The 21,485-nt window shown below is 40.8% G+C and carries 23 protein-coding genes; 18 read left to right on the forward strand and 5 right to left on the reverse strand.

Annotation, left to right across the window (positions count from 1 at the left end; genetic code table 11):
* The first annotated feature begins 202 nt into the window (after nucleotides 1–202).
* The 6 genes from DFO72_RS17025 (at nucleotide 203) to DFO72_RS17050 (ending at nucleotide 4,682) form a co-directional block, all read left to right on the forward strand.
* Nucleotides 203–628: a hypothetical protein gene (locus DFO72_RS17025; RefSeq protein WP_113883145.1), complete on the forward strand. Its 426-nt coding sequence runs from the start codon at nucleotides 203–205 to the stop codon at nucleotides 626–628.
* A gap of 104 nt (nucleotides 629–732) precedes the next feature.
* Nucleotides 733–888, forward strand: a complete 156-nt coding sequence (locus DFO72_RS17030; RefSeq protein WP_113883146.1) for a DUF1540 domain-containing protein — start codon at nucleotides 733–735, stop codon at nucleotides 886–888.
* Between the two features lie 155 nt (nucleotides 889–1,043).
* Nucleotides 1,044–2,510, forward strand: a complete 1,467-nt coding sequence (locus DFO72_RS17035) for a protein adenylyltransferase SelO (protein WP_113883147.1) — start codon at nucleotides 1,044–1,046, stop codon at nucleotides 2,508–2,510.
* 223 nt (nucleotides 2,511–2,733) lie between these two features.
* On the forward strand, nucleotides 2,734–2,964 hold the full coding sequence (locus DFO72_RS17040; protein ID WP_134177267.1) for a hypothetical protein: 231 nt from the start codon (nucleotides 2,734–2,736) through the stop codon (nucleotides 2,962–2,964).
* Between the two features lie 102 nt (nucleotides 2,965–3,066).
* Entirely contained in the window at nucleotides 3,067–3,900 is an 834-nt protein-coding gene (locus tag DFO72_RS17045) for an SPL family radical SAM protein (protein WP_166672515.1), read from the forward strand.
* Between the two features lie 29 nt (nucleotides 3,901–3,929).
* Nucleotides 3,930–4,682, forward strand: a complete 753-nt coding sequence (locus tag DFO72_RS17050; RefSeq protein WP_113883149.1) for an AAA family ATPase — start codon at nucleotides 3,930–3,932, stop codon at nucleotides 4,680–4,682.
* A 41-nt stretch (nucleotides 4,683–4,723) separates the two neighbouring features.
* On the opposite strand, the gene DFO72_RS17055 is transcribed toward DFO72_RS17050, so the two are convergent.
* The 4 genes from DFO72_RS17055 to DFO72_RS17070 form a co-directional block, all read right to left on the reverse strand.
* Nucleotides 4,724–5,140 (reverse strand): VOC family protein, encoded by a 417-nt coding sequence (locus tag DFO72_RS17055; RefSeq protein ID WP_113883150.1) that lies wholly within the window; start codon nucleotides 5,138–5,140, stop codon nucleotides 4,724–4,726.
* 94 nt (nucleotides 5,141–5,234) lie between these two features.
* Nucleotides 5,235–5,537, reverse strand: a complete 303-nt coding sequence (locus DFO72_RS17060) for a DUF5634 family protein (RefSeq protein WP_113883151.1) — start codon at nucleotides 5,535–5,537, stop codon at nucleotides 5,235–5,237.
* 86 nt (nucleotides 5,538–5,623) lie between these two features.
* Nucleotides 5,624–6,064 carry a MarR family winged helix-turn-helix transcriptional regulator gene (locus tag DFO72_RS17065; RefSeq protein ID WP_113883152.1) on the reverse strand — a complete coding sequence of 147 codons (441 nt, stop codon included), beginning with the start codon at nucleotides 6,062–6,064 and terminating at the stop codon, nucleotides 5,624–5,626.
* Nucleotides 6,065–6,089: 25 nt separating this feature from the next.
* Nucleotides 6,090–6,566: a glutathione peroxidase gene (locus DFO72_RS17070; protein ID WP_113883153.1), complete on the reverse strand. Its 477-nt coding sequence runs from the start codon at nucleotides 6,564–6,566 to the stop codon at nucleotides 6,090–6,092.
* Between the two features lie 145 nt (nucleotides 6,567–6,711).
* On the opposite strand from DFO72_RS17070, the gene DFO72_RS17075 reads away from it, so the two are divergent.
* From DFO72_RS17075 to hemG, 3 genes are all read left to right on the forward strand, one after another.
* Complete coding sequence (locus DFO72_RS17075) at nucleotides 6,712–7,728, forward strand: DUF1835 domain-containing protein (RefSeq protein WP_243856193.1); 1,017 nt, start codon at nucleotides 6,712–6,714, stop codon at nucleotides 7,726–7,728.
* Between the two features lie 164 nt (nucleotides 7,729–7,892).
* Nucleotides 7,893–8,960 carry a C45 family autoproteolytic acyltransferase/hydolase gene (locus DFO72_RS17080; RefSeq protein ID WP_113883155.1) on the forward strand — a complete coding sequence of 356 codons (1,068 nt, stop codon included), beginning with the start codon at nucleotides 7,893–7,895 and terminating at the stop codon, nucleotides 8,958–8,960.
* A 138-nt stretch (nucleotides 8,961–9,098) separates the two neighbouring features.
* A complete protein-coding gene (gene hemG / locus DFO72_RS17085; RefSeq protein ID WP_113883156.1) occupies nucleotides 9,099–10,484 on the forward strand; it encodes a protoporphyrinogen oxidase in 1,386 nt (461 codons plus the stop codon).
* Between the two features lie 39 nt (nucleotides 10,485–10,523).
* Here the strand turns inward: hemG and DFO72_RS17090 are convergent, their stop codons facing one another.
* Entirely contained in the window at nucleotides 10,524–10,748 is a 225-nt protein-coding gene (locus DFO72_RS17090; RefSeq protein ID WP_113883157.1) for a hypothetical protein, read from the reverse strand.
* Between the two features lie 115 nt (nucleotides 10,749–10,863).
* Here DFO72_RS17090 and DFO72_RS17095 point away from each other — a divergent pair, with 115 nt between their 5' ends.
* From DFO72_RS17095 to DFO72_RS17135, 9 genes are all read left to right on the forward strand, one after another.
* Entirely contained in the window at nucleotides 10,864–11,229 is a 366-nt protein-coding gene (locus tag DFO72_RS17095; protein ID WP_113883158.1) for a DUF488 domain-containing protein, read from the forward strand.
* 130 nt (nucleotides 11,230–11,359) lie between these two features.
* On the forward strand, nucleotides 11,360–12,868 hold the full coding sequence (locus DFO72_RS17100; protein WP_113883159.1) for an amidohydrolase family protein: 1,509 nt from the start codon (nucleotides 11,360–11,362) through the stop codon (nucleotides 12,866–12,868).
* A complete protein-coding gene (locus tag DFO72_RS17105) occupies nucleotides 12,865–14,343 on the forward strand; it encodes an amidohydrolase family protein (protein ID WP_113883160.1) in 1,479 nt (492 codons plus the stop codon). Before DFO72_RS17100 ends, DFO72_RS17105 begins: the two co-directional genes overlap by 4 nt.
* Nucleotides 14,344–14,468: 125 nt before the next feature.
* On the forward strand, nucleotides 14,469–16,034 hold the full coding sequence (locus tag DFO72_RS17110; protein ID WP_113883161.1) for a glutathione ABC transporter substrate-binding protein: 1,566 nt from the start codon (nucleotides 14,469–14,471) through the stop codon (nucleotides 16,032–16,034).
* A 71-nt stretch (nucleotides 16,035–16,105) separates the two neighbouring features.
* Nucleotides 16,106–17,341: an amidohydrolase gene (locus tag DFO72_RS17115; protein WP_113883162.1), complete on the forward strand. Its 1,236-nt coding sequence runs from the start codon at nucleotides 16,106–16,108 to the stop codon at nucleotides 17,339–17,341.
* 181 nt (nucleotides 17,342–17,522) lie between these two features.
* Complete coding sequence (gene allB, locus DFO72_RS17120) at nucleotides 17,523–18,914, forward strand: allantoinase AllB (RefSeq protein WP_113883235.1); 1,392 nt, start codon at nucleotides 17,523–17,525, stop codon at nucleotides 18,912–18,914.
* A 43-nt stretch (nucleotides 18,915–18,957) separates the two neighbouring features.
* On the forward strand, nucleotides 18,958–20,220 hold the full coding sequence (gene allC / locus DFO72_RS17125) for an allantoate deiminase (RefSeq protein WP_113883163.1): 1,263 nt from the start codon (nucleotides 18,958–18,960) through the stop codon (nucleotides 20,218–20,220).
* A 24-nt stretch (nucleotides 20,221–20,244) separates the two neighbouring features.
* On the forward strand, nucleotides 20,245–21,009 hold the full coding sequence (gene allE / locus DFO72_RS17130; protein ID WP_113883164.1) for a (S)-ureidoglycine aminohydrolase: 765 nt from the start codon (nucleotides 20,245–20,247) through the stop codon (nucleotides 21,007–21,009).
* A 26-nt stretch (nucleotides 21,010–21,035) separates the two neighbouring features.
* Nucleotides 21,036–21,404, forward strand: a complete 369-nt coding sequence (locus DFO72_RS17135) for a cupin domain-containing protein (protein WP_243856194.1) — start codon at nucleotides 21,036–21,038, stop codon at nucleotides 21,402–21,404.
* Nucleotides 21,405–21,485: the final 81 nt, after the last annotated feature.

Raw genomic sequence — 21,485 nt, forward strand, 5'->3', positions numbered from 1 at the left:
TTACTGAGTTGATTGTAGCGGAAGGTGCGAGATCCTCGAAAATGCATACGCATTTTCTTCGTGCGGTGTTTACTCAAGGGAGCTTATTCAATGTCCTGCGGTTCGCTGACCAGCCTGGAGCGGAAATCAACGGACAACAATGATAAGCGAAAAACAACAATTTATACGAAAAGAGCCTAAATTTTAAACTTGAGGGATGAGGATGAAAGCTTTATTATTATGCACATTCATGGTATTTTCTTTTGCAATGATAGCAGGCTGTCAATCAGCTCCTGCTGAAAAAATGGTTCTTTTAGATGAAAAAATCAATGAAATTAAAGTTTCAAAATCAGAGGGGTTTGGGGAAATTAACGAAGATAAGTTTCTTTCCTTCAATGACAGAAAATCCATCGCTGCATTTGAAGAAGCAATAACTACAGCTGTAAAACAGCCAGGGAATGCAGATATTAGTAAACCTGAATATGATATCGCGGTTGAATACAAAGGAGATCTTCCTTCACACGGGATTCATTTATGGCTTGGAGAGGAGAATAAAAAAAGCGCCTTCATGTATATTACAGATGAATCGGTTTACCTGACCTCCCCAGAAGTGACGATAAAACTAAGAAGCCTAATTCTCTCCCAATAACTGCAGCGATTGGCCATTTCATTTGCCTATGGAATTAAATTCCGTATGGTTAATTCACTTGGAAAAGGGGTATGGATCAGTAACCCAAAAGGAGGTGGCCAAGAATGGAAGTAGAAGTTTTATGTAATGTAGAGAATTGCAAGTATTGGGCTGAAGGTGATAAATGTGTAGCCGACTCTATTTATGTGATTGGCCAGAATGGCCGGGAAGCTGATGGTGTTGAGGAAACAGCCTGTAAAACGTTTGAGCATAGTGAATAAGAGTGAGAGGGCCTGACTGCTGGCGTATTTAAAGAACCCGGCGTCAGGTTTTTTTTACATACAAAAGAGAAGATTATTAAGCCCGCTAAGTTTCTCAGGAAAGGGTATAATAAATGAAAATGACAATAAATCCATGCAGACAGGAAGGAGATAGAATGACGACTAGTAATGAAACCGGATGGAATTTTGATAATAGCTATGCACGGCTTTCGCAGACATTCTTTTCAAAAGTAAAGCCAAACCCTGTACCATCCCCTGAAATGGTGATCCTTAACGAGCCACTGGCGAAATCTTTAGGATTAAATATTGATGCATTGACAAGTGAAGCAGGCATTGAGGTACTTTCAGGCTGTAAAGTTCCAAAAGAAGCTGAACCACTTGCTCAGGCTTATGCAGGGCATCAGTTTGGACACTTTAATATGCTTGGAGATGGCCGGGCGATGCTGATCGGCGAGCAGATAACCCCTGAGGATAAACGGGTTGACATTCAGCTGAAGGGCTCCGGCAGAACTCCGTTTTCACGCGGTGGAGATGGGCGGGCGGCTCTAGGCCCGATGCTCCGGGAATTCATTATCAGTGAAGCCATGTATGCTCTGGGAATTCCCACTACCCGCAGTCTGGCAGTTGTAACAACAGGTGAAGCGATTATCCGCGAAACCGAGCTTCCAGGTGCTATCCTGACAAGAGTGGCTGATAGCCATATACGGGTGGGCACTTTTCAATTTGCGGCAAACTGGAGGCCAGTTGAAGAGCTTAAATCCCTGGCAGATTACACGATTCAGCGCCACTATCCAGAAATTAGAGATGCTGAAAATCCTTACCTGGGACTCTTGCAGAACGTGATCCAGCGCCAGGCTGCACTCATTGCAAAATGGCAGCTGACAGGTTTTATCCATGGAGTCATGAACACCGACAACATGGCCATTAGCGGAGAAACTATTGATTATGGTCCGTGCGCCTTTATGGATAAGTATGACTTGGCAACCGTATTCAGTTCCATTGACAGAGAAGGCCGCTATGCTTATGGAAATCAGTCTTATATAGGCGGATGGAATCTGGCAAGGTTTGCTGAAACCCTCTTGCCCCTGCTGCATGAAAATGAGGAAGAGGCTGTAAATATAGCCCAGGATGCAATTTCCGAATACAATAAAATATATCAAAATCATTGGCTTGAAGGAATGAGGGCAAAGCTCGGATTTTTTAATGAAGAAGAACAAGATGAAGCCCTATTTACCAGCCTTCTAAAGATGATGCAGAAGTCAGGAGCAGATTATACAAACACCTTCCGTTCATTAACTTTAGGCAAGCTTGAGGAAACTTCAATATTTGATGATCAAGAATTTGCAAACTGGCATGGACAATGGCAGGAAAGGCTGGGCAGGCAGAAGGAATCGAAAGAAGCTGTGAATGAATTAATGAGGAAGAGTAACCCTTCCGTCATCCCCAGAAATCACAGAGTTGAGGAAGCTCTGAGTGCAGCTGTTAACAAAGGGGATTACAGCGTGATGAAAAAGCTTCTTGCAGCACTGAAGGATCCTTATGCCTATACAATAGAACAGGAAGAATACTGCAAGCTGCCAGGGCCATCCGGCATGCCTTATCGAACGTTTTGCGGAACATAATAGGAAGAAATGACCAATAAATAGGCAAAGCCTGGCCCCAGTATCGGGTCAGGCATTTTTTTTAGCAGGAATTTTCCTTTTAGAAAAGAATTCTTTTCTATGATTAAAAAGGGGGGAATTTCCATGTTGGACCAAATATGAGTGATCACGATCAAAATAAGGGATTTGAAAAGTGCGGTGAATTTTCACACTGAGGTTTTAGACTTCAAAGTATCAAAACATTATGGAGATAAAATTGTCAGTCTCGTACATAATGATGTACAGGTTGTTCTGGAGCGCAGATGAAAAAATGGGCTCGAATGTATTGCCTGGGATACTTTCAAAGGATATCGAAAGTGATTTTAGCAGAATAAGAGAAGCTGGTGTGAAAATGCTTTTTGAAAATCCTCAGCCCTGTCCTCCATTATTGAGGATCCTTCCTGGAAATCAGATTGTTGAGTTCCCTGATTTTTAAGGAAGAGTCATAATGGGCAGGAGAGGTTAGTGCTTATTGTTGACATCAGGAAATCACAGTGTTACTTTTGAACAAGAACATACATTCGATTTGGTGATTGCCTTGAATACACAAATTAAAGAAATTATTTCAAAAAGCATCTTAACACCTGCAAAAGGTGCGATAGACAACTTTACTCATTCATTGAACCCCTATGCGGGCTGTGCCTTTGGCTGCAAATATTGCTACGTAAGGGAGCTGCCTGTTTCCATTTTTCGTGAAGAGGAATGGGGTGCGTGGATTGATATAAAATCAAATGCGGCCGAGCTTTTGGAGAAAGAATTGGCTAAAGCTAAAAAAAGGGGAAAAGTTGCTATATTTATGTCCTCTTCCACTGACCCTTACCAGCCGATTGAATATACCTCAAAACTGACAAGAAGTTTATTGGAAGTTATGCTTGAAAATCAGCCTGACTTTTTACATGTACAAACCCGTTCGCCATTGGTGAAGCGGGATATCGATTTATTTCAGCAATTCGGAGATAGTATCAGAATTTCCATGACAATCGAGACAGACAAAGAAGAAGTCAGAAAGGCATTTGCACCAGCGGCTCCTCCCATCCCGGCAAGAATGGCTGCACTAAAAGACATAAAAGATGCAGGAATTGTAACTCAAGCAACATTAGCCCCATTACTGCCATGTTCAAGAGAATTTCCTGCAAAGCTTAAGTCTATTGCAAACCGAGTTACAATTGACGATTTTTGGATGGGAGATGGAAGCGGTGGACGAAGGACCGAAAGACTTGGAATCCGAAAGATTTTTGATGAGCTTGGTTTGGGGAAATGGTATAATCCATCTGCATATAAAGTGGTTCTTAAAATGCTGGACCGGGAGTTTCAAGATGCACCCATTCAATTAGGTGTATCCAAGGCTGGTTTCAGCCCTTATGGCAAATAGCTGACTATAAAATATATGAGGTATTTTTAATGAATCTGTTACGTTCACAATATGTAAGAGGTATTAGCCTTAAAAGAGAAGAAATTCCTTCCTTCAATCAGTATCCCTTCAGCCTTCCCAGCTTGAAAACCATGGATGAGGTGCCTTTCCACCCGAAAGTAACCTTTCTGATTGGAGAGAATGGAATGGGAAAGTCGACACTGCTGGAGGCAGTAGCGGTTGCACTAGGATTTAATGCAGAAGGCGGATCTTTCAATTTTAACTTTTCAACATTCGATTCGCATTCTGTGCTGGGAGATTATCTCAAGGTGATAAAAGGCATAGACAGGCCGTCTGATGGCTTTTTCCTAAGGGCAGAGAGTTTCTATAATGTCGCTTCCAATATTGAAGAAATGGATCGGGAAGGTGGCGCACCAAAAGTAATCGACTCCTTTGGAGGCCGTTCTTTACATGAGCAATCTCATGGAGAAGCGTTTTTCTCCACGTTTCTTCACCGGTTTCGCGGTAATGGGATCTACATCCTGGACGAGCCGGAGGCGGCACTTTCTCCTTTGCGGCAAATGTCAATGCTGACAAGAATTCATGATTTGGTCAGGGAACACTCACAATTTATTATCGCCACACACTCTCCGATCATTATGGCCTATCCGGATGCAGCAATATATGAATTCAGCGAGGAAGGCATTTCAGAAAAGAAGCTTGAGGAAACGAATCATTACCGCATCATGAAACAATTCTTTGACGATAAAAAAAGAATGCTTCACCATTTGCTGGATGAATAAGAAAAATGGAGGCCGCATGCCTCCATTTTTATCTATGTATCTTATTCACTTTCGTGGCTGAACATCCAGTTAATACCGAATTTATCGGTTAACTGGCCAAAGCTCTTGCTCCAGAATGTCTCCTGCAGCTCCATGGTTACTGTGCCGCCATCCTGCAGATTGTTAAAATACTTTCTCAGGTTATCCAGGTTATTAATGACAACTGCGAGATTAATGTTATTTCCTACTGTAAATGGCATACCGGGAAAAGTATCTGAAAACATAACATTACTGCCGCAAATGTTAAGGCTTGAATGCATGACCAAATTTTTTGCTTCCTCCGGAAGAGGATATTCAGGACTTTGCGGAGCATCACCAAAAGTTGTAATCTCAGGCATTTCCAGTTCAAAGGCTTTTACATAAAATTCAATTGCTTCGCGTGTATTTCCCTCGAAATTAAGATAGGCATTAACAGCCATCCCTTTCACTCCTTCCTAATACAATTCCATTATAGACAAAATATTCTAAATTTAATATAGTTCAAAAGTCAAAAAGTGAAAATCAGAACAATTTTTATAATTCCTGAAGTGCTTGATCTATATTATTGAAGCCTCTTCGGTCATTGCTATCAGGTTCATCTGATTCAATTGTCCACTCATTTTTTGCAGGAGATAATCCTCCACTATCATCTTTAATGAATGGACTATGTACGTGATACGTTTTCCCTGCTTTTTTCACCGTGTATCCTATATAGCATTGATGGTCCTGGCCTTCTTCCTCGAAAATACCAATATCGTCGATTCCATATTTGTCTAAATAGGAATGGAATGGCTCCTGCAATGCACTTATAACTTGCTCTCTTGGTAAAAACTCCATGACGATTGCTCCCTTCCAATTATCTATCCCTTAATATGGCTTTTTTTGGAGGGATTAAACATGGAACTGTGAAAAGAGTACCCCCATTAGCGAGGTACTCTGCTCTTTAACTTAAATCTAACTTTTCCGAGAAGCTCCATAAGTTCTTCATATTCTTCCAGCTCAATGCTGCAAGCCTGAATGGCTTCTCCGACATTTTGGGTGATAACCTCCTTTTCCCTGCGTGCTTTTTCCTCAAGGAAAATATACACCTTGCGTTCATCAGCTTTGGAACGCTCTTTTCGAAGCCATCCATTAGAAATCATTCTGGAAATCATAGGGGTAAGTGTCCCCGTGCCAAGATTTAGTCTTTCTCCAAGCTCCTTTGCTGTCACGCCATCCTTTTCCCAAAGTGCCAGAAGTACCAGATATTGCGGATAGGTTAAGCCAAATGGCTGAAGGGCACTTGTATACAGTTTTGTAAATTCTCCTGCTGTTTCATAAACGGCAAAGCATAGCTGTTTATCCAGTGTAAAAAAGTCTTTCACATAATCACCTGATTCTAATCTAGCATTACAATAATTTCGTCAAATCATCCTCGATTTTTCCTGGTTCAGTTGTAGGTGCATACCGTTCTACAACCTGGCCATTCCGGTCCACAAGGAATTTAGTAAAGTTCCACTTAATGTTTTTAGACAGAATTCCCTTTTTCTGTTCTTTTAGGTAAGTAAATAATGGATCAGTATTGTCACCATTTACATCAATTTTAGCGAAGATCGGAAAGGATACACCGTAATTAAGCTGGCAGAACTCAGTTGTTTCCTCAATATTATCGAATTCCTGGTTATTGAACTGATCACAAGGAAAACCAAGAATTTCAACGCCGCTGTCTTTATACTTTTCATAAAGCTCCTGCAGTCCTTTGAATTGGGGCGTTAATCCGCATTTGCTGGCTGTGTTTACAATAATCAGAGGTTTGCCTTCATAATCTTTCAAAGATTTCAATTCACCATTTGTTTTTTTGACTTCAAAATCATAAACCGTTGTCATTAAGGATACCTCCTACTTTTAATCGTGTACGATTTAATCTTAAACGATCTAAAATCCTTTTGCAAACAAATCAGCTTTTTATGAAACTACCATTAAGTTTATACGTAGAAAAGATAGGTTTCCAATTCATTTATAAAGGGTGATCATGATGATGGACGAATTGCGGGAAGCGATTGAGAAACTCCCGGAGAGGGGAGCGAAGAGCTATTTATTCCACATATTGCTTCGGGCCCACTTATTGAAAAACAGCGCTGATTCTCAGGAAGAAATCATTGAACTGCTTAATGATATTCAAAAAAGGATCCTCTTTTATTCTCAAGAAAGAAAATTGGAGCGGGAATATGAAACTTACCACATTGTGTGCGGAGAATCACCGGCAGGCGCTTTAAAGGTTGGACTCAGTAAAGAAAATAAGGTCATTGGCTATCCTGATTTTTTTAGTAACGGACCTCTCTGGAAGCTGCATGAAGAAGAGGGCAGAAAAAAGAGATTAGAATGGCTGATGGATCACATTAATATGCATGAAGATTACCTGGAAATGAGATATGAAAGAAAAATAGCTAAAGCACTTGAAGAGATAGATTCTATTCCAGCGGGAAAACCGGTCGTTATCTGGACAGCTGACAATGCAGATGAACAAACTGGTTTGCGGTATTTCCTTCACTTATTAAGAAACAAAGAAAATATTGTGCGTGTTATTAATACTGCTCGGTCATATAAGAAGCTTTTCCCAGCGAAAGAGCATCAATGCATTTTAAGGCACTCAGGTGAGGCAACTCCGGAGAAGCTGAAGGTGATACTGGAAAAACACATAGGTAGCCCTTTATTTGCAGAAGAAAGAAATTGTTTTGTATCTGATTGGCAGGCACTCTCCAAAACGAGGGAAGTATTGCGTATATGGGAAGATAATGAAATACATAGTGTACCAGAGAGTTATTTTGATGAATATATCATCGAGTCAGCTAAAAGGCTCCATAAAAGTAATAAAGGTTTTATAAAATCAGCCAAATTAATTGGTGAAGTGATTGGACACCTTGATGAGCCTATTGGTGATGGCTTTATTGAGTATAGAGTAAGATCCTTAATTTATAACGGAATATTTGCCATAAAAGGAATCCCGAAAAGTATGAGGCATTATAGTATTAAGCTGAAAGAATTATAGACGAATCTGATTTTTCCCTGAAATCAATAATTCCAGACAAAAGTGGAGCCTGTCCCATCCTATGTGGACACTGCAACAGTGCAGTAGTTGAGGGCCAACTGCTGGAATTTCATGCAGGCATCAATTATTCTTAATAAAAGAAACGAATAGAAGAGGGATTTATCTTGAAAAAGATTTACAGTGATATTATTCAATTCCGCGGAACCCACTTTGATTTTGGTTTCATGCAGGGAGAACTTATAAAAGATTCTCTTTCTGTGAAAAATCGGGAGGATCAATGGAAGGTAAGAAAGCCGCGATTTTTAATTAATGAAGCAGAAGTGAAAAAAGCGATTACGAGGTTTGCCCCTGGTATTTGGGATGAACTGCTTGGGATACGGGAAGCATTGCAATGGCCGATGGAGCGGGTTTTGAAGGAGTTTGGCGGCTATCGCCTTGATTATGTCCGCTCGGGCTGTTCCATCCTTACAGGGGCTGATTTCCTGGTCCGCAATTATGATTACCATCCGAAAACTTATGAAGGGCGCTATACCCTTTATCAGCCAACAGATCAGGGATATGCGATGATTGGCCCAAGCCAGAGGGTGACCGGCCGGATGGATGGCATGAACGAAAAAGGACTTGTGATTGGATATAATTTTATGAACCGGAAAAAGCCTGCTGATGGCTTTATTTGCTGTATGATCGGCCGCCTGATTTTGGAGGCATGTGCAAATGTGGAAGAAGCGGTTGGGATGCTGAAGGAAATACCGCACCGCCATTCTTTTACATATGTGGTGTATGACAATAGCGGAGGGACTTATGCAGTGGAAACATCACCGAGAGGTGTACAGGTCCGTCAGACAACTGCCTGTACAAACCATTTTGAAATCATGAAGGATGAAAATCGCAATCATCTAGCTGACAGCATGCGCAGGCTGGATGTCATGAAAAGCCGTCAGGGTGAGCAATTAGATGCACATGATGCTTTCCGCCTCTTGAATGATAGCGATAAAGGCGTTTTCTCGGATCTTTATGGAAGCTGGGCAGGGACGATTCATACATCAGCCTATCTGCCGGGGGAGATGAAAGCCTGGTTTGCGCTCGGCGGCGACAGAGAGCCAGTGATTTTTGATTTTGGGCATTGGCTCGATGGCCAGGATATTGAAATGAATAGAATCACTGGTGAAGTTGATACAGACATTCCTTTTTTGCATATGGATGAACAGGCGAATTGGTTCAAGAAAGGGTGAAACGGAGAGGTGCGTTCTCCGTTTTTTCCTTATTTGAAAAAATATAGTCATCATTTGGACAAACCATCACATACTTTCATCGCTTCATGTTATGGTACACTTTATATATGAATTGGAAGTAAACTGAGGTGCATACGAGTGAAAACAGTATTGGTCATAGGCGGCGGTGTAACAGGATTGTCCGCAATGTATGAACTGAATAAGTGGAAAAAAGAATATGATCAGGATATAAGGCTTGTGCTGGCAGAATCAGCAGAACAGCTCGGCGGAAAAATCCGCACAGTCAGAGATGGCGGATTTGTAATCGAGGCGGGAGCTGATTCGATTGTTGCCCGCAAAGCGAATGCGATGAATTTTATCCAGGAGCTGGGGCTGGAAGAAGACGTTGTCTACAATGCTGCGGGGCGATCTTATATATACAGTGATGGAGAGCTGAAGCTGATACCAGCAGATTCTGTGTTTGGGATACCGGCCAGTGTTGAATCACTTGCCAAATCTGCTCTTGTTTCAGCAGAAGGAAAGGTTGAAGCCCTAAAAGATTTTTATATGAAAAATGATAGCTTTACAAAAAACGATTCCATCGGCGATTTCCTGGAGCATTTCTTCGGAAAAGAACTAGTGGAAAAACAAATTGCGCCAGTTCTTTCGGGGGTATATTCCGGGAAACTCAGTGACTTGACCATTGCTTCGACTCTTCCGCAGGTGTTTGATTATAAAGAAAAATACGGCAGCATTATTAAAGGCTTTGAAGAAAATAAAAAGGTGTTCCAGGGCGGAGGGGGAAAAAAATTCCTTTCCTTTAAAAAAGGTCTTGATGCCTTAATAGATGCTTATGAAGAAAAATTGGATGAAACCGAAATATTTAAAAACACGAAGGCAGTTAAAATAGAGAGAAGTGATCGCAAATATATAGTCGATTTCTCGAATGGCGAAAGCCTGGAGGCCGATCATCTGGTGCTAAGCATTCCGCATAATGCCGCTGCGGCGCTGTTCGATCATGAGGAGCTGGTAGCGGAATTCGAACTTTTGAAGAACAGTTCCTTAATCTCTATCTATCTTGCTTATGATATTCCAGACAGTGAGCTGCCTGAAGACGGGACAGGCTTCATAACTGCAAATACGGATGAATTAACCTGCAATGCCTGTACATGGACAAGCCGCAAATGGAGGCATACCTCAGAAAGCGGCAATCTGCTTGTTCGATTATTTTATAAAAGCAGCCATCCGGCCTTTGCATCTCTAAAGGAAATGAACGAAGAAGATTTGCTGCAGACGGCTTTGGCTGATATTGAAAAAAGCCTTGGCATCACATCTGTTCCCACTGCAAGTGAAGTGACGAAGTGGACTGAAAAAATGCCAAACTATCTGCTATCCCATCCGCAGACAGTAGCAGCAATTGAAAACAGACTGGACCAGGAATACCCTGGAATATGGCTTGCAGGCTGCTCCTATTATGGTGTAGGAATACCAGATTGTATTGAAAATGGGGCAGAAACTGCCAGGAAAATAATTGATCGTATATAACTAAAATCCCCTTCTGTTAAAAGATGGGGATTTTTTTGCTTATATGATTTTTGTATGGTCCTTAGGACTTTCAATCCTCATTTGCTCCAGTTCGAGCTTCATTTTTTCTGTTTCAAGCAAATAGTTTTCCTGTTTCAGCTTTTCCAGGGTAATTTCATCTTTTATCATATTGTGTTTAATTTTTGCCAGTCTTTGTGTATGAAAAGTCAGGATGGCGATGATGGGAATAGAGAAAGTCATCACTACAGCAATTGTTCCTGTCAAATTCCTTGCACCTCACATTTAATTGAATTAGAAAATTTTGTATAATTTATATTTGTATAAATTATAGCAAATGACAAGTAAGATAGAAACGTGAAAATAATCTGGTGGTGAAGAAATGGCTGGAATTACTATAAAAAGAGTATACGACCCCTATGAAGAGGCTGATGGATACCGAGTATTAGTGGATCGGCTGTGGCCGAGGGGAATTAAAAAAGAAGATGCACATTTATCAGCCTGGGAAAAAGAAGTTGCACCAAGCAGCGAGCTTAGAAAATCTTTTAATCATAAACCTGAACTTTTCGGTATTTTTCGAGAAAAGTATCTCATTGAGCTGCGCACACAGACAGACAAGATTCACAAGATGGAAGAACTGTACGAGATATCTAAGAAGCAAAAACTTACACTACTATATGCTGCAAAAGATACAGTAAATAACCATGCAATTATATTATTGGAAGAATTATTAAGGAAGGAGAAATAGAAGCTGAATTTTATAGGAAGGAAAAAAATTAAAAATAGGTAGAAATATTTTAATTTTATGTAAAGATTCTGAAAGTTTAGTGTTTTCTTTTTTCCTATACTTAATGTTAAAAGAAGTGAGGGAGAAGGAAATGATTGATTTACTCCTGATTCATGGAACTGTCATTACTATGGATCAAAACAGGCGAATCATCACCGATGGAGCTGTCGCTATAAATGGAAGCAGGATCCTGGATGTGGATATGAGTGAGAAACTATTGGAAAAATATGAGGCGAAAGAAGTGATAGATTGCAGCCATCATTGTGTCCTGCCTGGATTAATAGATGTACATGGACATGGCGGCCATTCGATGTTTAAGACCATTGCAATGGAAAGCTTGGATTTTTGGATGCCTATTATGACGAATACGTATAAGCATTTTGTTACAGACGAATTCTGGTATTTTGAAGGGAAGCTTTCTGCACTTGAGCGGCTGAAGGCGGGCATAACAACTGGTGTATCTGTTCTTGGTTCAATGCCAAGGTCAGATGATCCAGTTTTTGCCATCAATCATGCAAAAGCCTATGCAGAAACTGGTGTCAGGGAGGTTGTTTGCACCGGTCCCTGCAATCCTCCATGGCCTCATTCATTCAGCAGGTGGATAGACGGTCAAAGAATGACTAAAGAAGTCACCTACGAGCAAGTGTTAAATGGTGCTGAAGCAGTGATTGAAGCTTTAAACCATGCTAATCAAGATCGGACAAGAGCATTTATTACCCCTTTCGTAATTGTTACATCAGTTGAACCATCTGGTCCAACTTCACCTGCGAAACTTCATCATTTAACAGAGCATGATTTATACCAAGCAAAGAAAGTCAGAGAAATTGCCAGAAAATATAATACAAGAATCCACTCTGATGCTTTTGGAGGCATGATTCACTTGGCAGTAAAGGATTGGGAGAATGCTCTTTTAGGTCCTGATGTTCATCTTCAGCATTGCCGGGGGATATCCTTTGATGAAGCGAAAATATTAGCTGAAACCGGAACAAATGTCAGTGCCTCTCCTGGATTCTCTCAAATTCACGCCCGCACACCGATGATAGAATTGATCGAGTTGGGAACAACAGTTGCTATATCAACAGATGGCACTTCACCATCCACTAGCTTTGACATGTTTCAAGCCATGAGAAAAACACAATTTATACATCAGGCCGCTCATAGAGATGAATATTGCTTACCTCCTGGTAAACTTCTGGAGATGGTTACGATTGAAGCTGCAAAATGTATTGGATGGGATGATGAATTGGGCTCTCTTGAAGCGGGGAAAAAGGCGGATGTTATAACTGTCAATATGCATCAGCCGCACTTAACACCTGAATTTATGCATATTCATCGGCTTGTCCATCAAGCTTATGCAGCTGATGTGGGGCATGTTATCGTAGATGGCAGGATTCTTATGAAGGACAGAGCAGTCTGCTCCGTTGATGAAAGGTCAGTTTTGGAAGAATCAAATGAAGAAGCTAACGCAACAATTAAGCGTGCTGGTCTTGAAAGATACATGAAGCAGACGAAATATTTTTGGGGGCACACACGAACCTATGGGGATGGAATGGATCATGATAAAGAATCTACAATTGGGGAGAAAGGGGAAAATCAATGAAGACCAGGCTAAAGGGGAAATATGTAATTGGATATGATGGAAAAGATCATGTCCTGATAGAAAATGCTGAGGTTGTATTTGAAAATGATACCATCATTTATGTTGGAAAAAGGTATTCAGGCCAAGCTGATAAAGTTATAGATGCCGGCCGCGCTTTAATCAGTCCGGGATTCATTGACTTGAATGCATTAGGCGATATTGATCATGATATCTTGCATTTGGAGGCCAGTTCAGCAAGACAGAAAAATCTGCTTTGGTCAGAGAGATATGTGAAGCAAGGACACCATGAAATTATGACGGCTGAAGACGAGGCCTTTAAATCTTTATATGCCTATTCACAGCTGATCCTTCATGGAATTACAACTGCTATGCCAATCACTTCTGTGCATTATAAAAAATGGGCAGAAACATATGAAGAGCTTGCATCAGCAGCGAGGCATGCTGCTGACTTGGGATTGCGTATATACCTGGGTCCAAGCTATCAATCGGGGATAAGGGTCGTCCAGGCAGATGGCAATATTAAGATTCATTGGGATGAAGAAGCTGGAAGGCAAGGATTAAAAAGAGCTGTGCGCTTTTTGGAAGAGTTTGATGGTTCATTTAATGGTTTGGTCAGGGGAATGCTTGCCCCTGAGCGGATTGAAAGTCAAACGGAAGAAAGTCTTCTCCTTACAAAGCAATATAGTGATCACTATAAAGTTCCGATAAAATTGCATGCAGCCCAAGGTGATTTTGAATACCATACCATGATTGAGAAATATGGCGTAACTCCAATTAGGCATTTATATAACCTTGGATTTTTAGGATCCAGATCGGCGATTCCTCATGCCCATTTTATTGCTGGCTACAGTGGGGCAAAAATGGGTGGTGGAGATGATTTGTCACTGCTGAGGGAAACGGGCACGACGGTCATTCATTGCCCATTAATAATTGGAAGGCACGGACAGGCAATGGAATCCTTTGCAAAATATAAACAGTTAGGAATTAATTTAGCGTTAGGTACAGATACGTTTCCTCCGGACATGTTCCAGAATATCAGAACAGGGAGCATGCTTTCCCGGATCGTAAATAAAGAAGTTAAAGACTCAGCATACTCAGATCTTTACCGTGCTGCAACTTTAGGTGCTGCAAAGTTTCTGGGAAGAGAAGATTTGGGCCGCCTTTGTGCTGGCGCAAAAGCAGATATTATTGCAATTGATTTAGCCGGATTCCATATGGGAGTATTAGATGATCCCTTAAGAACAGTGATTGTAAGCGGAACTGGAAGAGATGTCAAGTTATCCATTATCAATGGGAAAGTAGTCATGAAAGACCGAAAATTACCCAACCATGATTTAGAGGCACTAAAAGGAAAAGCGCAAGAATATTTCATGAAAATGAAAAAGGGTTATTTAAAAAGAGATTATCAGGAGCTTACTGAGAATGAATTGCTGCCGCCTTCTTTCAGACTTGTTGATTCTATTGATCAGCAATAATGTTTGTTATTTTGTATAAGTAGTAGAAAAAGTTTAAAAACATGTAAAGAAAGTAGAAAAAGATTAATCAGAATATTTTATATAATTAGATAAAGGCTTAAGGGCTTAAAAAAGGGGGATTGAATTTGAAAGTGAAAAAAAGAATGGGGTTAATCATCTCAGCTCTGCTGATCGCAATCCTTATTTCAGGGTGTTCGACTAAAAAACAGGTTAACAGCAGTCAGGACTCCAAGGGAATAGCATCCGAAAACGGAGGAACTTTAGTTATAGCCCGTTTATCTGACGCAGAAAATTTAGATCATCATTTTATGTCGACAATCAATGCCGCCAGCGTTACACATAATAAAATTTATGAGGGGCTTGTTGGCCGGGATAAAAATACCGAAATCAAGCCGGTGCTGGCTGAAAAGTGGGAACAGTTAGATGAAACAACTTGGGAGTTCAAGCTTAGAGAGGATGTAACATTCCATGACGGGACAGCATTTAATGCCGATGCAGTGAAAGCAACATTTGACCGGTTATTAGATCCGGATGTTGCCTCTCCAAGAGCTGTTGTATTCAAAATGGTAGAAGAAGTAAAGGCAGTCGATGAATTTACTGTCCAATTTAAGTTATCAGAACCGTTTTCACCCCTGCTATCCATATTGGCCAATCATGAAGGCGGCATTATCTCACCAAAAACTATCGAGAAATATGGAAAGAAAGTGATTCAAGAACCTGTTGGGACAGGTCCATTTGTATTTGAGTCCTGGACACCGGGCAAAGAAATTGTTTTTAACAAAAATGAAACCTATTGGGGGACTCAATCTAAGCTGGATAAAGTAATATTTAAGATCGTCCCTGAAGAAACAACAAGGATATCCATGCTTGAAACAGGTGAAGCCCATATAGCCGAACCGCTCTCGGTCACAATGATGGAAACGGTGGAAAACTCCAAAAATGCAGAAATTTACCGCAGTGAAGGATTTGGCACAGAATATATTGGGTTTAACGTTGAAAAGGAGCCATTCAATGATGCCCGAGTCCGCAAAGCTATTGGACATGCTGTTGAAATGGATTCAATTCTGGAGGGGGTATTTGAGAATGTTGGGAATAAGTCCAATTCACTGCTGGGGCCAAAGGTATTTGGATATCATGAAAGCCTCGAAGCATACGAATACAACCTCAATGAGGCAAAAAGGCTTCTCACAGAAGCAGGCTACCCAAATGGCTTTGAAACAACGTTGAAAACAATGGATAAGAAAGAATGGATTAATATGGCGGAGGTTCTTCAATCTCAGCTGAAAGGGATAGGAATCAAACTGGACATTCAGGTATATGAATATGGGACATTTGTCGAACAAGTAAACCGCGGTGATTCCGAGATGTTTATTTTAAGCTGGAGAAATGCGACGGGAGATGCTGATTATAATCAATATAACCTTTTCCATAGCAGTTCACACGGCCCTGCAGGAAATACCTTCTTCTACAGTAATAAAGAAGTGGACAGCTTAATAGAAGCTGCACGGGCTGAAAAAGATTCGGATAAGCGGATGGAGTTCTATGCAAAAGCCCAGGAAATCGAAATGGAAGAATCCGTATATATTCCGGTTCGTGTAATTGAGAATATGGCGGCTATTTCAAAAGATGTAAAAGGCTTCTCTATAAGTCCATCTGGATACTTGGAGATCAATGACATTTCAATTAAATAAGCTCTAAGATAAGAGGGATATCCGTTCTGGGTACCCTTTTATCTTGTCCGGGGCCGGAAAGGTGAATGAAAATGAATAATAGCTATTGGTTAAAGAATGTGCGATTAGAATGCGGATACAAAAATGAGAATAATAGAGTGTCAGGTACTATAACGGATCGATTTCATTTATTAATAGAGGACGGCTGCATTGCTAAGATTACGAAGGACTTAGAGGCTTCCTCTGATAAACTGCCTATAAAAGATGCAAAGGGACTGCTGTTATTGCCATCCTTTGTTGAAAAGCATGTCCATCTTGATAAAACGTATATGGGGGATGAGTGGAGGGCCTGCATCCCTGCATCGGGTGTCATAGAACGGTGTGAAATTGAAAAGAATGCATTGTTATCTATGTCTGCAAGTACCTATCAGCGATCAAAAGCATTGCTTAAGCAGCTAATATCCTATGGATCAACTCATATTAGAACCCATGTGGATATATACCCTGAAGTCCAATTACGGAATTTAGATGAAGTTCAGCAGACTTTGGAGGAATTTTCGAGCTATGCCAGCTCTGAGATTGTTGCCTTTGCCCAGCATGGCTTGCTGCGCTCAGGGACACCTCAGCTTATTAGAGAAGCTATTAGAAATGGTGCTGGAATTGTAGGAGCGGTCGACCCAGCTACCGTTGACAACAATATTGAAGCTTCGCTAGTTCAATTGATGGATTTAGCTGTAGAAGGCAATGCAGATATTGATTTGCATTTACATGATCCTGGTCACCTTGGTACTTTTACTATGAAAAGGCTGGCCTTTCTGACTAAGGAAGCTGGCTGGGAAGGAAGAGTTGCGATTAGCCATGCATTTGGCATGGGTGATGTTTCAAGGGCAGAAGCCTCTGAAATGGCAGAGATTTTAAAAGACGCACGTATTTCGATCGTTACTAGCCTCCCGACTGGCCGGGCAATCCCGCCTGTTGATCTGTTAAGTGAGTGTGGAGTAGAGGTGGCTGTTGGAAACGATAATATTTTTGATTCATGGTGGCCAATAGGTAATGGAGATATCCTGGAAAGAGCAGGCCGTTTAATTGAACGGTATAGATGGACGGATGAAAAGTCTCTCTCTCAAGCATTTAGATATATTACAGGGGGGAAAACGCCGCTTGATCAGAAGGGAAACCGGATCTGGCCAGCACCTGGTGATGAAGCCAGCATGGTCCTTGTCGATGCAAGCTGTTCAGCAGAGGCAATGGCTAGAAGAGCGGAACGCCATGCAGTGTTCTACAAGGGGAATTTAGTTTGCGATAAAGAAGGGATGAAAAGAGAGTGATTAGATCAGTCTCTGGTTATTGTCTTCATTTAAATTCAAAAAAATTGAAGAAGTAAAGAAAGCTAAAAAATTAGTAAAGGAATCCGAAAAAAATAGTTGGATTTTTTTATACAATTTAATAAATCAGTTAATGAGGTTCCTCGAAATACAGAATAAGATTAAAAGTAACGGGGGAAATGCGATGATATATGATTTGTTAATAAAAGGCGGCAAAGTGGTTCTTAAAAACGAGGTAGTTAAGAATGATATTGCCATTATAAATGGAAAAATTGCAGCGATTGCGGAAACCATTGATCATGAAGCTGAGCAGATTATCGATGCCTCTGATCAATATGTCATGCCTGGAATGATCGATACTCATGTGCATATTTGTGAGCCTGGCCGAACAGAGTGGGAAGGGTTTATAACTGGAACTAAAGCACTGGCAGCAGGAGGAACTACATGCTATGCGGATATGCCCTTGAATGCCCTTCCGGCTACGATTGACAGGAATACACTGCAATTAAAAGCAGAAGCAGCCAAGGGGAAAAATTATATTGATTATGCATTTTATGGCGGACTTGTTCCAGGCAATCTTGAAAGACTTGAAGAGCTTTCAGATGATGGAGTTATCGCCTATAAATGCTTTATGTCCACTTGTGGAACAGATAATCCCGATGATTTTTCTAATGTGGATGATTATACCCTTTTTGCGGGGATGAAAAAAATTGCTGAACTGGGCCAAATTTTATCGATTCATGCGGAAAATGCCCAAATTACCGATCGGTTAGGGGAAGAGTTAAAAGCACAGGGCAGGACAGCTGCCGCAGATTATGTCTTTTCACGGCCTGTTTTAACAGAGGTTGAAGCAGTGAAACGCGCTCTTTATTTTGGAAAAGAAACGAAGTGCCCTATTCATTTTGTACACATTAGCACCGCAGAAGCAGTAGAAGAAATTATGAAGGCCAGAAGCTCGGGTCAGGATGTTTCCCTTGAATCCTGTCCTCATTATTTTACGATATCATCTGAACAGCTCGAAAAAATTGGCCCGGCTGCCAAATGCTCTCCTCCGCTGCGAAGTATAGAGGATCAAGAAAAGCTTTGGGAAAAGTTAATAGAAGGCAAGATTGATATGTTAACATCTGATCACTCACCATGTCCCCCTGAAATGAAGTATAGTTCTTCAAATAATTTTTTCGAAGTGTGGGGAGGAATCACAGGGTGTCAAAATAGCGTTGATTTAATGTTTGATGAAGCGGTTTTGAAAAGAAAGCTGCCAATCACTCATTTTGCAAGGATGATTTCTTCTAATCCCGCTGAACGTTTTAACATTCCCAATAAAGGAGAAATAGCAGTATCAATGGATGCTGATATCATCTTAATTGATGCTAATCGTTCCTATGTTGTTGAGGAGGAAGGCCTATATTATCGGCATAAGCATAGCCCATACATTGGAAGGATGATTAATTGCCGGATAACCAAAACCCTTGTCCGCGGCAAGATTGTATATGATTTGGATCAGGGGATTGTTGGGAAACCTCTCGGAAAAGCCCTTAAGTTAAAAAATGGCAGGTCAACTATGAATATGATCTGAAATCAAAAAGTCCGCAGAAAGATTATAGATAGGGGAAATCGGGATGACAGACTTAATCAATTTGCAGGGGAAACTTGAATATGAAAATTTAGCAAAACATATTGTGAACAGGCTTGAATGGCTGGGTTCATTTGCAAAAGATCCGGAAGGAGGAATTACCCGTCTTTTATACTCTAAGCAATGGACGGATACTCAGCAAGCTTTGAAGAGTTGGATGGAAGCTGAAGGTTTGGAAGTAAAGTTTGATGAAGTGGGAAATCTGAGTGGAATAGTAAAGGGAGTTAATCAGACAGAGACCGTTTTAACTGGGTCCCATGTAGATACCGTGAAAAATGGCGGGCTGTTTGACGGGCAATTTGGCATTGTAGCTGGGATACTGGCTTTAATTTATTTAAAAGATCAATATGGGACTCCAAAACGCAATCTCGAGATTGTTTCACTGGCAGAAGAAGAAGGAAGCAGATTTCCTTATTGCTTTTGGGGTTCAAAGAATATTGCAGGAGGCGCTTATAAAAAGGATGTTGAAAATCTTGCAGATTCAAATGGAGTAATTTTTTCTGACGCCATCAGTGAGGCGGGATTCACCTTTAAGGATGAAACCAAATCTCCGCGGCAGGATTTGAAGGTATTCGTGGAAATCCACGTCGAACAGGGAAATGTCCTTGAAACGGAGAAAAAGTCTGTTGGTATTGTGAAATGCATCGTTGGGCAAAGACGTTTTACAATTGAAGTAAAAGGTCAAGCCAATCATGCTGGAACAACACCCATGGGATATCGCAAGGATGCTGTATATGCTGCCAGCCAAATGATACATGAAACACTTAATATGGCAGAGCAATATGGTGACCCGCTGGTAGCAACCGTTGGGAGGATTGATATTTCACCCAACATTGCAAATGTGGTGCCGGGAAAAGCTGCGTTTACTTTAGACCTGCGCCATATTGATAAAAATACGATGTTCCATTTTACTGAAAGATTTATAGAAAACATAAATGATATATCACGAGAGCATGGGGTTGAAACGGTCATTAAAAAATGGCTTGATACGGATCCGGTCCCAATGGATCCTGAAATTACGGAATTGATTGAAAAGAAATGCAAGGAAAAAAATTTGAGCTATAAAGTAATGCATAGTGGTGCAGGCCATGATGCACAAATTTTTGCACCGTCCATTCCGGCGGCTATGCTATTTGTGCCGAGCGAAAAGGGCATTAGCCATAACCCTGGTGAATATACTGCGCCTGCTGATTTAGCTGAGGGAGTTAAAGCGCTGATCAGCACTTTATATGAACTGGCTTATAAATAAGATCAATGAAAAGGAGAGTTATAAATGGGCTATCCAAAAGATTTATTATCAAGCAGATCTGTAATAGAACATGGAAAATATGCTTTACTTGCACCTGAGGGATTAGTGAACAATGTTATTCCTGGATTTCATCATTGCCTTATTTCGATTTTAGGTTCTCCTAAGCTTGGGGCAAGCTTTGTCGACTATTATGTGACAATGAAAAAAGAAGGAGGAAATAAAGAAGGCTTTGGCGGACAGGAGGATGTGCAGACATTTGTTTACATACTAGAGGGGAAAATAAAAGCTTCTGCAGATGAAAAAGAATTTATCTTAGAGGAAAGCGGATACCTTTATTGTCCGCCGGGAGTGAAAATGTATTTGGAAAATATGAATGATGGGGATTCTAAGCTCTTTTTATACAAGCAGAAATATCGCCCTCTTGAAGGGCGGAAGCCCTGGGTTATATCAGGACATGCAAATAGTATAGAATTCAGGAACTACGATGATATGCATAATGTAAACATTAAAGATCTATTGCCTGCGGATTTAGATTTTGATATGAATTTCCATATCCTTTCATTCGATCCTGCTGCGAGCCACCCGTTTATTGAAACACATGTTCAGGAACACGGAGCATATATCCTTTCCGGGGAAGGGATGTATAATCTTGATAATAAGTGGATCCCAGTCAAAAAAGGCGATTATATTTTCATGGGCCCTTATGTTCACCAGGCTGCGTATGCTGTAGGGCGAGAAAATTTAACATATGTCTACTCAAAAGATTGCAATCGGGACGCAGAACTATAAAAAATTACAGGAGAGGAGAGATAGCGGTGCCAAACATACAGAAGATTATGGAAGAAAGAGTCTTTGAAATCGATAAAATAGCAAAGTTTGATCCTGAGAAACCGCAAAAGAACTATTTTTATGAAACTGATAAAACAGTAGGAGCTGTTTGGTGTCTGGAACCAGGACAGGAGGTATACTTGCATTCTCACTCAAATGTAGATGATATGTGGGTTTGTATGGAGGGAACAGGAATCTACTTTCCTGACTTGGAGAATGAAATTCAAATAAGTAAAGGCATGGTGATCCTTGCTAAGCCTAATCAGATTCATGGAATGCGCAATACCGGGCAGGGCAGGTTTTTATTTGTTGGATTTGCAGCAGGTTCTTTGCCAATGGATATAACAAGATATTAACTTGCGGGCTTTAGTTTTATAAAAAGCATATCGCTCTCAGCCGGATTTTATGGAAGAGGGCGATATGCTTTATTGAACACA

It is taken from the genome of Cytobacillus oceanisediminis (assembly GCF_004366035.1).
In the GTDB taxonomy this organism is placed as follows: domain Bacteria; phylum Bacillota; class Bacilli; order Bacillales; family Cytobacillaceae; genus Cytobacillus; species Cytobacillus oceanisediminis_C.